Here is a 13,018-nt window from a genome sequence, read left to right on the forward strand (position 1 = left end):
CCCCTTCGTACGGCGCCGAGTTCAGCGCGGAGCGAGGTCCTGGGCACGGGCGCGGGCCGCCCGGTGCCGGGCGACCCGCTCGCGGTTGCCGCACAGTTCGCCGGAGCACCAGCGGCGGCGGTGCCCGCGGGAGGTGTCGAGGTAGCAGCGGCGGCAGTCGTCGCGCTCGCACTGGCGCAGCAGGGCGCGGGCGGCCGGGTCGGTGAGCAGGTCGACGGCGTCCCGGGCGACGGCGGCGAGCAGCCCCCGGCACTCCGGTTCGCGGCTCAGCGCGCGGACGAGCAGGCCGGTCTCGGTGCGTACGGCGCGGGGCGCGGGCGGCGCGGAGTCGGCGGCGAGGGCGTTGAGCCGCTCCAGGGCGGGCCCCGGGCGCCGTCCTTCGAGCAGGGCGTGGACCAGGTCGTCGACGCAGTCGCGCAGTTCGCGGAAGGAGTCCAGCCACTGCGGGTCCAGGGCGCGCAGCGGCGTGGCGGCCGGGACGAGCCCGGCGGCGTGGAGGAAGCGGTCGAGCGTCTCGGGGCGGTCGAGCGGCTGGGCGGCCAGGTCCAGGCACATCCGCCCGGAGTCGAACCGTACGGTCATGCCCCTGTCACCACCTTGCCCTCGAAGGCCGGCCGAGTGCGCGTCCCACCAGAGTGCCCATCCGGAGGGGGTCTGGCTAGGGGGTGTCCAGGCCGCTCGCCGGGCGCCCCGGCCGGAGCGGCGGCAACCGGCGGGTCCGGTGGCGGCCGGGCCGAATCCGGTGGCAGCCGGGCCGGGTCGCCGGGACCGCAGACGGGCCGGGCGGCGGGGCCGCCCCCGGGGCGGGCCCGGGTGCGCCCGCGGGCCCGGAGGGGATCAGGGCGGCCGGCCCTGGGGCCAAAGCCGCCTAGCCGTCCCCGTACTTCGCGTCCGCGGCCGGGTCGAGGGCCAGCCGGTAGCCGCGCTTCACCACCGTCTGGATCAGCTTCGGCGCGCCGAGGGCCGTCCGCAGCCGGGCCATCGCCGTCTCCACCGCGTGCTCGTCGCGGCCGGCGCCCGGCAGGGCGCGCAGCAGGTCGGCGCGGGAGACGACCCACCCGGGGCGCCGGGCCAGGGTGGCGAGCAGGGCCATCCCGGCGGGCGGGACCGGTCGCAGACCGCCGTCGACGAGGACCGCGTGGCCGCGGATCTCGATGCGGTGGCCGGCCACCGGCAGGGTGCGCGCCCGGGACGGCAGCTCCTGGCAGAGCAGCTGCACCAGCGGCCCCAGCCGGAAGCGCTCGGGCTGGAGGGTGCCGATGCCGTGCGCCTGGAGCGGCAGGGCCGTCACCGGCCCCACGCACACCGCGAGGACGTCGTCGCGCAGCGCCGCGAGGAACTCCGGCAGCGCCCCCCGGTCCTCCGCCCGGGTGAGCAGCGAGGCGGCGGCCGGCGCGCTGGTGAAGGTCACCGCGTCCAGGGAGCGGTTCAGCACCCCGTCCAGCAGCCGGTCCAGCGGACCGAGGTCCTCCGGGGGCATCCACCGGTAGACGGGGACGCCGACGACCTCCGCGCCGCCCGCCGTCAGCGCCTCCACGAAGCCCGGCAGCGGCTCGCCGTGCAGCTGGAGCGCGATCCGCCGCCCGGCCACGCCCTCGTCGAGCAGCCGGTCGAGGACCTCGGCCATGGACTCGGACGACGGTGACCACGACTCGGTGAGGCCCGCCGCCCGCACCGCGCCCTTGACCTTGGGGCCGCGCGCCAGGACCTCGACGCCGCGCAGGCAGTCGAGGAGCTCCTCGCCGTACCCCCAGCCGTCCGCCGCCTCCACCCACCCGCGGAAGCCGATCGCCGTCGTGGCGACGACGACGTCGGGTGCGTGGTCGATGAGTTCCTTGGTGGCGGCGAGGAGTTCGGTGTCGTCGGCGAGCGGCACGATCCTCAGTGCGGGACCGTGGACGACGGCGGCGCCACGCCGGCGGAGGAGCGCGCTCAGCTCGTCCGCGCGCCGCGCCGCCGTGACTCCGACGGTGAACCCCGCGAGGGGACCCTGCTCATGCTCGTACATGACGACCGAGCCTGACGGTGATGCGTGACAGACTCGGTTCGCCCGTATTTCTTGGCCGTTACGGACCACTCCCGATCACACCTCGGCGTAGCCGAGCCGCGGCTTCTCCTCCTCCGCCGCCTCCGCCGTGTCCGGTACGGCGGCGCGACGGCGAAGGTATACCGCCCAGGTGACGACGAGGGCCGCGGCGTAGAAGGCGAGGAAGGCGACGAAGGCCCAGGTGCCGCTGCCGGTGGTCTGGAAGGACTGCCGGAAGGCGAGGTTGATCCCGAGCCCGCCGAGCGCGCCCACGGCCCCGATCAGGCCCATGGCGGCCCCGGAGAGCCGGCGGCCGTAGGCCTCGGCCTGCTCGCCGGCCAGTCCCTTGCGGTGCCCCTGGGCGAGGAAGATCGCCGGGATCATCTTGAACGTGGAGCCGTTGCCGAGTCCGGAGAGGACGAAGAGGGCGATGAAGCCGACGAGGAAGACGGCGAGCGACTCGATGACCGAGGCGTAGATCACCACGGAGGTGGCGGCCGCCATGCCGACGAAGTTCCACAGGGTGATGCGGGCGCCGCCGTGCTTGTCGGCGAGGGAGCCGCCGATGGGCCGGATGAGCGAGCCGAGCAGCGGGCCGATGAAGGTCAGCGAGGCGGCCTGGAGCGGGGTCCGGCCGAACTGGGTCTGCAGGACCAGGCCGAAGGCGAAGCTGTAGCCGATGAAGGAGCCGAAGGTGCCGATGTAGAGGAAGGCCATGATCCAGGTGTGCCGGGCGGTCAGGGCTTCCTTGACGGCGCCGGTGTCGTTCTTCACCGGCGCGAGGTTGTCCATGAAGAGCGCGGAGCACACCGCCGCGACCAGGATGAGCGGGATGTAGACGCCGAGGACGATCCGCGGGTGCATGGCGCCGGCGGTGCCGATGACGAGCAGGCCGATGAGCTGGACGACGGGGACGCCGATGTTGCCGCCGCCCGCGTTGAGTCCGAGCGCCCAGCCCTTCTTGCGCAGCGGGAAGAAGGCGTTGATGTTGGTCATGGAGGAGGCGAAGTTGCCTCCTCCGACGCCGGTGAGCGCCGCCACCAGGACGAAGGTGCCGTACGACGTGCCCGGCTCCATCACGGCGTAGGCCAGGCCGGTCGGCAGGAGGAGCAGCAGCGCGCTGAAGACGGTCCAGTTCCGGCCGCCGAAGCGGGCGACGGCGAAGGTGTACGGGATGCGGATGAGCGCGCCGACGAACGTGGCGGTCGCGATCAGGAAGAACTTGCCGGCGGGGTCGATGCCGTACTGCGGCCCCATGAAGAGGACCATGACCGACCACAGGCTCCAGATCGAGAAGCCGATGTGCTCGGAGAAGACGGAGTAGGCGAGATTGCGCCGGGCGATCCGCTCTCCTTGGTCACGCCAGAAGGTCTCGTCCTCCGGCTCCCACCGTTCGATCCAGCGGCCGCCCATCAGGTACCTCCACGGTGTCGGGTCCCGAGTGTCCAGGTGCTCCGGACCTCTTACGGGAGACGTTAGGGAGGCCGCGTTTCAGGCCGGTGGCAGGAAGTGACGGGTACGGAACCTTGCTCTCACCCGGTGCGGGACGCGGATGTGAGTACGGCCGCCCGGGCCCCCGCCGGGACTCCGCCCCGCCCCGCGGCCTGAAGGCCCGCGGGGCCTCAGGCCGCCGGGAGTCCCGGTTCTCCGTCCGGGAGCCAGGAGCCGGCCGGCCGGTCCAGCCAGCCCTCGCGGGCGCCGATCTCCGCCGCGGCCGTGCGCAGCGCGTCAAGGCCCGGATTCCGCAGGCCCCTGCGCCACACCAGGCTCACCGGCGAGAGCGGCACCGGATCGACGAGGGGTCGCACCACGCTCCCCGGGTAGGGCGGGAAGTCGACCACCACGAGGGCGGGGACGCCGAGCTTGGCCATGATCCGGCGGAACTCTTCCTTCCCCACGGCCCTGGGCGCGCGGGGCGCCACGGCGATGCCCCGGCCCTCGAAGAGGCGGGCGGCCAGGTCGGTCCACTCGCGGGTGTGGTCGTTGCCCGCCGCCGCGTAGACGCTCTCGCCCGCCAGCGCGGCCAGCGGTACGGCCGCCAGGTGGGCGAGCCGGTGGTCCTCGGGCAGCAGCACGGCCATCGCCTCGTACCGTACGAAGTGGGAGGCGAGCCCCGCCCGGTCGGCGGGTCCGAGGCCGCCGAACCGGCCGAAGGAGACGTCGAGGCCGCCGGAGAGGATCTGTGCGGCGGCTCCGGCGAGACCGCCTTCGTAGCGGGCCATCAGCTCCTGCTCCGGGGCGAGTTCGCGCGCCCGCTCCAGGACGCGGCTGTTCGACAGGTCCGTGGCGTTGAGGTCGACGAGCAGCGGCCGGGGCTCCGCCCGGAAGGCGTCGGCGAGCGCGTCGCAGGCCGCCAGCACCGTCCGCGCGTACGGCAGGAGCCGCTCGCCGTCGGGGGTGAGCGTGACCTTCCGGGTGGTCCGCACGAACAGCTCGGCGCCCAGATCCCGTTCCAGCCGCCGGATGTCGCGGCTGAGCGCCTGCTGGGCGAGGTAGAGCCGGGCGGCGGCACGGGTGAAGTGCAGTTCGTCGGCGACGGCGGTGAAGGCGCGCAGGAGCCGCGGTTCGATGTCGTGCGCGTACGCCGAGGGCGCCGGGGACGACGCCGGGGAGGGGACGGAGGGCCGCGCCGTCGACGGGACGGGGGGCCGAGCCGGGGAAGGAGCCACCCCGCATTCAACAACAGGAGTGCGTCAATCACCACCGATCAGGTGTTGGACCGCCCGGGGCCGCTGCCGTGAGGCTTGCGTCATGCCGCACGACCTCACGCTCACGCCGTCCGGGCCCGCGTTCGCCCCCCGCTACCGCGAGCCGCGTACGCCCTCCAGGCCCGCCAGCCCCTACCTCCGCCTCTTCTCGACCCCGGGCGCCCGCGCCTTCACCCTCCCCAATCTGGTCGCCCGTCTGCCGATGGGGATGTTCGGCGTCAGCGCGGTGATCATGATCGCCGGGTCGTACGGCTCGTACGCGCTCGCCGGCGCGGTCATCGCCACGGGCCTGGCCACCACGGCCGTGGTCGGCCCGTGGACGGCTCGGCTCGTTGACCGGTACGGCCAGGCCCGGGTCGCCGTCCCGGCGGCGGCGCTGGCCGCGCTGGGCTCGCTCGCGCTGGTGCTGTGCGTACGTCACCAGGCGCCGTCCTGGACCCTCTTCGCGGCGTACGCGGCGACCGCCACGACCCCCAACACGGGAGGGATGTCCCGGGCCCGCTGGGCGCACCTCCTCCGGGGCGACGCGGCGGCCCTGCACACGGCGAACGCCTTCGAGCAGGCCGTGGACGAGCTGTGCTTCATGCTGGGCCCGGTCCTGGCCGCGTTCCTCTGCGCGGGTCTCTTCCCGGAGGCGGGGACGCTGACCGGCGCGGTCCTGCTGTTCACCGGGGTCCTCGTCTTCGCCGCCCAGCGCTCCACCGAGCCCCCGGCCACACCGCGCGCCGCCGGCTCCGGCTCCCCGCTGCGGGCGCCCGGGATGGCCCCGCTGCTCGGCGTCTTCCTGGCCACGGGCGCGGTCTTCGGCGCGATGGAGGTGGTCACACTCGCCCATGTGAACGGCCCGCTCGCCGGGCCCGTGCTGGCGCTCCAGGCCGCCGGCTCGTGCGCGGCGGGCCTGGTCTACGGCCGCGCGGGGCGCTCGGCCGGCCTGCGGACCTGCCTCGCGGCGATGACCGTCCTGATGGCGCTGCCCTTCCTGGGCGCCGCGGCGGACTCCCTCGCGGCCCTGGCGGTCGGTCTGCTCGCGGCGGGGATGGCGACCGCTCCGACGATGCTGACGGGGATGGGCCTGGTCCAGCGGCTGACCCCGGCCGGGCGGCTCAACGAGGGCATGACCCTGGCGGTGACCGCCCTCTTCGGCGGCATCGCGGCCGGTTCGGCGGCCGGCGGCTGGACCGTCGAGCACGCGCCGACGACGGCGTACGGCTTCCTGATCCCGACGGCGGCGGCCGCCCTGGCACTGGTCCTGGCCCTGCTGCTCGGGGTGGGTACGACGAAGGCCCGGCGGTCGTCGTGACGACTGCCGGGCCTTCGCCCACATGGGATGAGGTGTCCGGGCGGGCGAACCGCTCGGACGCTCGGTGGAGATGGCGGGAATCGAACCCGCGTCCAACGGTGCAGAATCAGGGCTTCTCCGTGCGCAGTCCGCTAGGAGTTTCTCAGCCCCGGAGATCACGCGGACAAGTCTCCGACGGGCTCAGTCACTGTTTGATTTCCCTCAGGCCCCCGTGACCGGGGCTAGAGGTTTAGATCCCTTAATGACGCCAGGATCCGGGTCGGGACCATCCCCGGGCTGACGCTCCTCACAGAGGCTTCTGCTCGTTACCTAAAATTAGGCAGCGAGGGCGAAGCGGGAGTTATCGCTCTTGGAGTTGGCGATTATTGGTTGCGACATATGGTTTACGAGATCATTGCCGCTTCCTCGACACGCTTCCCCTGCTTCGACATCCGCTGTCGAAACCGATCATCCCCATGTTGATTTTTCAAAGACGCACCCGCTTCGAGGTGCGAGGCCCATCGTACGTGAACAACGGGGGCCGTTGCCAGCGTATTCCCGCGGGCCCGGAGCGGGTCAGACCTGGGCGGCCCGCTGGCGCCGCTTCGCCGCCGCGATCGCGCGGTTCGTCTCCCGCGTGTCCTGCTTCTCGCGGAGCGTCTGCCGCTTGTCGTACTCCTTCTTGCCCTTGGCTAGCGCGATCTCGACCTTGACCCGGCCGTTGAGGAAGTACAGGGCGAGGGGCACGATCGTGTGACCCGTCTCCTGCGACTTCGACTCCAGCTTGTCGATCTCCTCGCGGTGCAGCAGCAGCTTGCGCTTCCGCTTCGCCGCGTGGTTGGTCCAGCTCCCCTGGAAGTACTCGGGCACGTGGATGTTGTGCAGCCACGCCTCGTGGCCGTCGATCTGGACGAAGCCGTCGACGAGCGAGGCCCGGCCCATCCGCAGCGACTTCACCTCGGTGCCCATCAGCACGACACCGCACTCGTAGGTGTCGACGATGTGGTAGTCGTGCCGCGCCTTCTTGTTCTGCGCGATGATCTTGCGCTCAGGAGCCTTGTCGGCGTCCTTCTTCTTGGCAGGCTTGCCCTGCACGTTCACGAGTCCCTTTGCCATAGTGCGGCCATTTTCGCACTACGACCCCCCTCCGAGGCCACTCAATACCGTCCTGGCCCGCTCCTCGGCCCGCTCGCTGACCGCCAGGTCCGGGGTGATGCCCCGGCCGTCGACGCCATGGCCGGCCGGGGTGCGGTAGTGGCCGACGGTCAGCTCGGCGACGGACCCGTCCGGCAGGGTGCTCGGCATCTGCACCGCGCCCTTGCCGAAGGTGCGCGAGCCGACCGTGACCGCCCGGCCGCGGTCCTTCAGGGCCCCGGTGAGCAGCTCGGCGGCGCTCATGGTGCCGCCGTCGATCAGCGCGACCACGGGCCGGGCGGTGTCCCCGCCGTTCTGCGCGTACACCGCCCGCTGCTCCCCCTCGACGTCGTAGGTGGCGACCAGACCGCCGTCGAGGAAGGCGGAGGCGGCGACGGCGGCCTCGGCGACCAGACCTCCGGCGTTGCCGCGCAGGTCCAGCAGGACTCCGGCGCCGGCGGGGGCACGCCGTACCGCGTCCCGTACCCGCTCGCCCGTGCCCTTGGTGAAGGCGGACACCTTGATCAGCACGGTCCCGTCGTCGAGGCGGCGCACGGTGACGTCCTCGGTGGCGAGCCGGGCCCTGCGGAGGGTCTCGGTCCAGGCGGAGCGGCCCCGCTCGACGCCGAGGGCGACGGGCGAGCCGGAGACGCCGTCGCCGCGCAGGAGCGAGACGACCTCGGAGACGGAGAGGGCGCCGACGGGGCGTCCGTCGACGGTGACGAGGCGGTCGCCGGCCTTCAGCCCGGCCCGGGCGGCGGGCCCGCCGGGGTGGACGCGGCTGATCTCGACCCGCCCCTCCCCCGCCTTCCGGGCGGAGATGCCGACGCCGGTGTACGAGCCGTCGAGGGCCTGCTCGAACTCCTCGTACTCCGCGGCCCCGTACACCGCGCCCCAGCGGTCTCCGCTGCGGCTGACGAACTCCTCGGCGGCCTGCTTGCCGGACTTGCCGTCGGCCATCGCCTCGGCGGCGGCGCGGTTGAGGGCTCCGCGGTCCACGGTCGCCCGCGACGGGGCGACCCCCGCGGTGTCCGGCTCCTGCCGGGGCAGCGCCCCGGTGACGGCCGCGGTGGCGAGCACGCCGGCGAATACGAACGTCAGGACGGCCCCACGGAGCACTCCGCGGGGCCGGAGACAGTGGTCGGGACGCAGCCCGGGGCCGTCCGGCATGTCGCCCACTCTAGGACAAGCGAAAGGCGCCGTACGGTGGTTGACCGTACGGCGCCCGGAGCACTCAGGCGGCTCTTCTCACACCTTGAGGTACTTGCGCAGCGCGACGAAGGCGGCAAGGGCCGGCATCAGCAGGCCGATCGCGATGACGAGCGGCAGCTTGGCGAGGACCGCGTCCCAGCCGATGAAGTTGACCAACTGCATCTTGTCCGCGAGGGCGATGCCGTGGTCGATGAGGAAGTACCGGCCGACGAGCAGCAGCACGCAGGCGACCGCGCCGCCCAGGAGTCCGGCGAACGCGGCCTCCATGATGAACGGCATCTGGATGTAGAAGCTGGAGGCGCCGACCAGCCGCATGATGCCGGTCTCGCGACGGCGGCTGAAGGCAGAGACGCGGACGGTGTTGACGATCAGCATCAGCGCGATGACCAGCATGAGACCCATGACGCCGAGGGCGGCGATGTTCATGCCGTTCATCAGGTCGAAGAGGTTCTGCAGGATGTTCCGCTGGTCCTGCACCGACTCGACGCCCTCGCGGCCCGCGAAGGCGGTCGCGACCACCTTGTACTTCTCCGGGTCCTTGAGCTTGACCCGGAACGACTCCGGCATCTGGTCCGGCGTGATGACCGAGGCGATGGCGGTGTCGCTGTACTCCTCCTTGTAGTGCTTGAACGCCTCGTCGGCCGACTCGTAGTAGACGGTCTCGACGATGTCCATCTTCTTCAGGTCGGCCTCGATCTGCTCCTTCTGCTGGGCCGTGACCGCACCCTTGGCGCACTTGCCCGTCGCGGCCGCGGCATCCGCCTTGTTGCAGAGGTAGATGGAGACGTTGACCTTGTCGTACCAGTAGTCCTTCATCGTGCTGACCTGCTCGCGCATGAGCAGCGCGCCGCCGAAGAGGGCGAGCGAGAGGGCCACGGAGACGATGACGGCGAAGGTCATCGTGAGATTGCGCCGGAGACCGACACCGATCTCGGAGAGCACGAACTGAGCGCGCATGGTGTTCTATCCCCTACCTGCTCAGTGCTGGTATCCGTAGACGCCGCGCGCCTGGTCGCGGACGAGACGGCCCTTTTCGAGCTCGATGACGCGCTTGCGCATCTGGTCGACGATGTTCTGGTCGTGGGTCGCCATGACGACGGTGGTCCCTGTCCTGTTGATGCGGTCGAGCAGCTTCATGATGCCGACGGAGGTCTGCGGGTCGAGGTTGCCGGTGGGCTCGTCCGCGATCAGCAGCATGGGCCGGTTGACGAAGGCCCGGGCGATGGCGACGCGCTGCTGCTCACCACCGGACAGCTCGCCCGGCATGCGGTCCTCCTTGCCGCCCAGACCGACGAGGTCGAGGACCTGGGGCACGGCCTTGCGGATCTCTCCGCGCGGCTTGCCGATGACCTCCTGGGCGAAGGCGACGTTCTCGGCGACGGTCTTGTTGGGCAGCAGCCGGAAGTCCTGGAAGACGGTCCCGAGCTGGCGCCGCATGTGGGGCACCTTCCAGTTGGACAGCCGGGCGAGGTCCTTGCCGAGGACGTGCACCTGGCCGTGGCTGCAGCGCTCCTCGCGCAGGATCAGCCGGAGGAAAGTCGACTTTCCGGAGCCGGAGGAACCGACGAGGAAGACGAACTCCCCCTTCTCGATCTCCAGGGATACATCCCGGAGCGCGGGGCGGTTCTGCTTCGGATAGGACTTGGAGACGTTGTCGAATCGGATCACGGATGCACCACGGTCGGCCGGGAGTAGGTGTGCGCGACCTTACGCGACACGGGATGGCCTGCGCAGTCGCGGTCCCGGCTTGCGTGCTTTATCCTTTTCGCCCCTCCAGGCAGAACGCAGGCGATCCGGGTGTAATCCGACGGGCCGCGCCGAAACGCCCGGGAGCTGGCACAGTGGTAGGGGGAACGCACGGGTACCGCTCTGCGTTGACCGTGGTGAGGATCCCTGTGCGGGAGAGGAGAGCGCATGACCTACGACCGACTGGTGTGCGCCAACTGCGCGGCCCCCGTCGCGGAGGGCCGCTGTCCCGTCTGCCGCGCGAACCGGGAGCGCATGGACCCGTCGACGGGTCTGACCCCCGGAATGCTGCTGGCACTGGTGATCGCCCTCGTGGCGATGGCGGCGCTGCTCGCGGCGCTGCAGACCGCGTAGTACTCCGCATACGAGCCGGACACGAGAGAGGGCCGGAGGTTCGCCCCCCGGCCCTCTTCGTCATGCGTGCGGCCTCACGGCCTCACCGTACGGCGGATCCGCTCAGACGGCGGCGCGCCCGCCGCCGACGAGGCGCGGGAGCATCCGGAAGCCGATGCCGCCGGCGATCATCGTCGCGGCGCCGATGATCAGGAACGAGGTCTCGGCGGCGCCGGTCTCGGCCAGCTCCTCCTTGGCCTTGCCCTGCTCGACGGGCTGCGAGCCGGCGTTGTTGGTGCCCGGGTTGTTGTCGACGCACTCGGCGCCGTCGAGGTCGACGGTGCAGGTGTTGCCGCCACCGTCGGTGGAGCCGCCGGTGGAACCACCCGTGGAGCCGCCGGTGGAGGTCGACGAGCCACCGCTGGTGCTGGTGGTGCCGCCGCTGGTGGTGGTGGTACCACCGTTGTTGCCGTTGCCACCGTTCGTGGTGGTACCGCCGTTGTTTCCGTTGCCGCCCGTGGTCGTCGGCTGCTCGCCACCACCCGTGGTCGTCGGCTGCTCGCCACCACCCGTGGTCGTCGGCTGCTCGCCACCACCGGTCGTCGTCGGCTGCTCACCGCCACCCGTGGTCGTCGGCTGCTCGCCACCACCGGTCGTCGTCGGCTGCTCACCGCCACCCGTGGTCGTCGGCTGCTCGCCACCACCGGTCGTCGTCGGCTGCTCACCGCCACCGGTCGTCGTCGGCTGCTCACCGCCACCGGTCGTCGTCGGCTGCTCACCGCCACCCGTGGTCGGGGGCTCGCAGACTCCGCCCACTTCCTCACACGGGTCGGAGGCGATCTCGACCGAGGCGCTCAGGCCGCCGATCTCGACGCCCACCCCGACCGCCTGCGCGGCACCGGCCGCGGTCAGGGACGCACCGGCGACGACTACCGTCCCGGCAGCTATCCGCGCGAGGCGAACCCGCGTCTTCTTCGTCATATGCCTGCTACCCCCAGTAGCTCAATCTCGTCATGGGGCTGCGCTCGGGGCCGCGGGCCTCGGGAGCGGCGATCACTCAACCGGTCCCCGTTCACACGCGCCCCAGAATTACGCATGCCGCGTGTCACCCTTGCGAGTTTCCGCATACGCGTCAAGGTCGTTGCGCGTGCGATGCCCGAAAGATCACCAGGTGACCGGCATGCGGGGATGCAACTGTGACGTAAACGCGGAACTTCCGCCTCCCCCGCGGCAGTTCCCTTGTCGACAAAGCGTCCCACCAGCACTGTTTCCGCTTGCGCCCGCGAACGACGCGAGGGCACCTGATCATGCGTCAGACCTCCCGCCCGCGAAGGCCGTCCGGGCACGACAGCGCCGGGCCCCTCGCAACGACGTGTGCGAGGGGCCCGGCGTGGTGAACCGAAAGTCCTTACTTCTCCTGCTGCTTGCGCCAGCGGATGCCGGCCTCCAGGAAGCCGTCGATCTCGCCGTCCAGGACCGCCTGCGGGTTGCCGACCTCGAACTCCGTACGGAGGTCCTTGACCATCTGGTACGGGTGCAGGACGTACGAACGCATCTGGTTGCCCCAGGAGCTGCCGCCGTCGCCCTTCAGGGCGTCCATCTTGGCCCGCTCCTCCTGGCGCTGGCGCTCGAGGAGTTTGGCCTGGAGGACGTTCATGGCGCTCGCCTTGTTCTGGATCTGCGAGCGCTCGTTCTGGCAGGAGACCACGATGCCGGTCGGGATGTGCGTGATGCGCACCGCCGAGTCCGTGGTGTTGACGCCCTGGCCGCCCGGACCCGACGCGCGGTAGACGTCCACGCGCAGTTCGGACTCGTCGATCTCCACGTGGTCGGACGACTCCACGACCGGGAGGATCTCGACGCCCGCGAAGGAGGTCTGGCGGCGGCCCTGGTTGTCGAAGGGCGAGATGCGCACCAGGCGGTGGGTGCCCTGCTCGACGGAGAGCGTGCCGTAGGCGTAGGGGGCCTTCACCACGAAGGTGGTCGACTTGATGCCGGCCTCTTCCGCGTACGAGGTCTCGTAGATCTCCGTGCCGTAGCCGTGGCGCTCGGCCCAGCGCAGGTACATGCGCTGGAGCTGCTCGGCGAAGTCGGCGGCGTCGACGCCGCCCGCCTCGGCCCGGATGTTGACGAGCGCCTCGCGCTCGTCGTACTCGCCGGACAGGAGGGTACGGACTTCCATCTCGTCCAGCGCCTTGCGGACGGAGACGAGCTCCGCCTCGGCCTCGGTGCGGGTATCCGGGTCGTCCATCTCCTCGGCGAGCTCGAAGAGCACCGCGAGGTCGTCGATCCGGCCGCGCAGGGCCTCGGCCTTGCGGACCTCGGCCTGGAGGTGCGAAAGCTTGCTGGTGATCTTCTGCGCCGCCTCCGGGTCGTCCCAGAGGGACGGGGCCGCGGCCTGCTCTTCGAGCACGGCGATGTCGGCCCTCAACTGTTCGAGGTCCAGGACGGCCTCGATCGACCCCATGGTCGAGGAGAGGGACTTCAGCTCTTCGGATACATCGACGACTGCCACGCGTCCAGCGTAACGGCTCCCCGCCGATCCCCGGCCCGCCGCCCGCCTCCGGGGGGCGGAGCGGA

12 protein-coding genes and 1 other RNA gene are annotated in these 13,018 nt (G+C 71.6%); 2 read left to right on the forward strand and 11 right to left on the reverse strand.

The window, feature by feature from the left end; translation table 11 throughout:
• Positions 1-21: 21 nt before the first annotated feature.
• The 4 genes from ACZ68P_RS23360 to ACZ68P_RS23375 all read right to left on the reverse strand — a co-directional run bounded on the left by ACZ68P_RS23360 (position 22) and on the right by ACZ68P_RS23375 (position 4,596).
• The gene (locus ACZ68P_RS23360) at positions 22-582 is read right to left on the reverse strand and encodes a CGNR zinc finger domain-containing protein (protein WP_471009153.1); all 561 of its coding nucleotides are present in this window, start codon (positions 580-582) and stop codon (positions 22-24) included.
• 286 nt (positions 583-868) lie between these two features.
• On the reverse strand, positions 869-2,008 hold the full coding sequence (locus ACZ68P_RS23365; RefSeq protein ID WP_471009154.1) for a uroporphyrinogen-III synthase: 1,140 nt from the start codon (positions 2,006-2,008) through the stop codon (positions 869-871).
• Positions 2,009-2,083: 75 nt separating this feature from the next.
• The gene (locus tag ACZ68P_RS23370; RefSeq protein ID WP_471009155.1) at positions 2,084-3,439 is read right to left on the reverse strand and encodes a nitrate/nitrite transporter; all 1,356 of its coding nucleotides are present in this window, start codon (positions 3,437-3,439) and stop codon (positions 2,084-2,086) included.
• 209 nt (positions 3,440-3,648) lie between these two features.
• Positions 3,649-4,596, reverse strand: coding sequence for a LysR family transcriptional regulator (locus tag ACZ68P_RS23375; protein ID WP_471009236.1), 948 nt, complete (start codon positions 4,594-4,596; stop codon positions 3,649-3,651).
• A 181-nt stretch (positions 4,597-4,777) separates the two neighbouring features.
• Between ACZ68P_RS23375 and ACZ68P_RS23380 the strand changes: the two genes are divergently transcribed.
• On the forward strand, positions 4,778-6,034 hold the full coding sequence (locus tag ACZ68P_RS23380) for an MFS transporter (RefSeq protein ID WP_471009158.1): 1,257 nt from the start codon (positions 4,778-4,780) through the stop codon (positions 6,032-6,034).
• Between the two features lie 62 nt (positions 6,035-6,096).
• On the opposite strand, the gene ssrA is transcribed toward ACZ68P_RS23380, so the two are convergent.
• From ssrA to ftsE, 5 genes are all read right to left on the reverse strand, one after another.
• Positions 6,097-6,489: a transfer-messenger RNA gene (gene ssrA, locus ACZ68P_RS23385) on the reverse strand.
• A 100-nt stretch (positions 6,490-6,589) separates the two neighbouring features.
• Positions 6,590-7,129: an SsrA-binding protein SmpB gene (gene smpB, locus ACZ68P_RS23390; RefSeq protein WP_471009160.1), complete on the reverse strand. Its 540-nt coding sequence runs from the start codon at positions 7,127-7,129 to the stop codon at positions 6,590-6,592.
• Positions 7,130-7,147: 18 nt separating this feature from the next.
• On the reverse strand, positions 7,148-8,317 hold the full coding sequence (locus ACZ68P_RS23395) for a S41 family peptidase (protein WP_471009163.1): 1,170 nt from the start codon (positions 8,315-8,317) through the stop codon (positions 7,148-7,150).
• Positions 8,318-8,395: 78 nt separating this feature from the next.
• Positions 8,396-9,316: a permease-like cell division protein FtsX gene (gene ftsX, locus ACZ68P_RS23400; protein WP_471009164.1), complete on the reverse strand. Its 921-nt coding sequence runs from the start codon at positions 9,314-9,316 to the stop codon at positions 8,396-8,398.
• Between the two features lie 21 nt (positions 9,317-9,337).
• Positions 9,338-10,027, reverse strand: coding sequence for a cell division ATP-binding protein FtsE (gene ftsE / locus ACZ68P_RS23405; RefSeq protein WP_215071052.1), 690 nt, complete (start codon positions 10,025-10,027; stop codon positions 9,338-9,340).
• A gap of 246 nt (positions 10,028-10,273) precedes the next feature.
• Between ftsE and ACZ68P_RS23410 the strand changes: the two genes are divergently transcribed.
• The gene (locus ACZ68P_RS23410) at positions 10,274-10,459 is read left to right on the forward strand and encodes a hypothetical protein (RefSeq protein ID WP_365715394.1); all 186 of its coding nucleotides are present in this window, start codon (positions 10,274-10,276) and stop codon (positions 10,457-10,459) included.
• Between the two features lie 102 nt (positions 10,460-10,561).
• Here ACZ68P_RS23410 and ACZ68P_RS23415 read toward each other — a convergent pair whose 3' ends face one another.
• A complete protein-coding gene (locus ACZ68P_RS23415; RefSeq protein ID WP_471009167.1) occupies positions 10,562-11,419 on the reverse strand; it encodes a hypothetical protein in 858 nt (285 codons plus the stop codon).
• 427 nt (positions 11,420-11,846) lie between these two features.
• Positions 11,847-12,953 carry a peptide chain release factor 2 gene (gene prfB, locus ACZ68P_RS23420; protein WP_365715396.1) on the reverse strand — a complete coding sequence of 369 codons (1,107 nt, stop codon included), beginning with the start codon at positions 12,951-12,953 and terminating at the stop codon, positions 11,847-11,849.
• Between the last annotated feature and the right edge of the window lie 65 nt (positions 12,954-13,018).

The sequence above is a fragment of the Streptomyces sp. NPDC036822 genome, assembly GCF_055609145.1.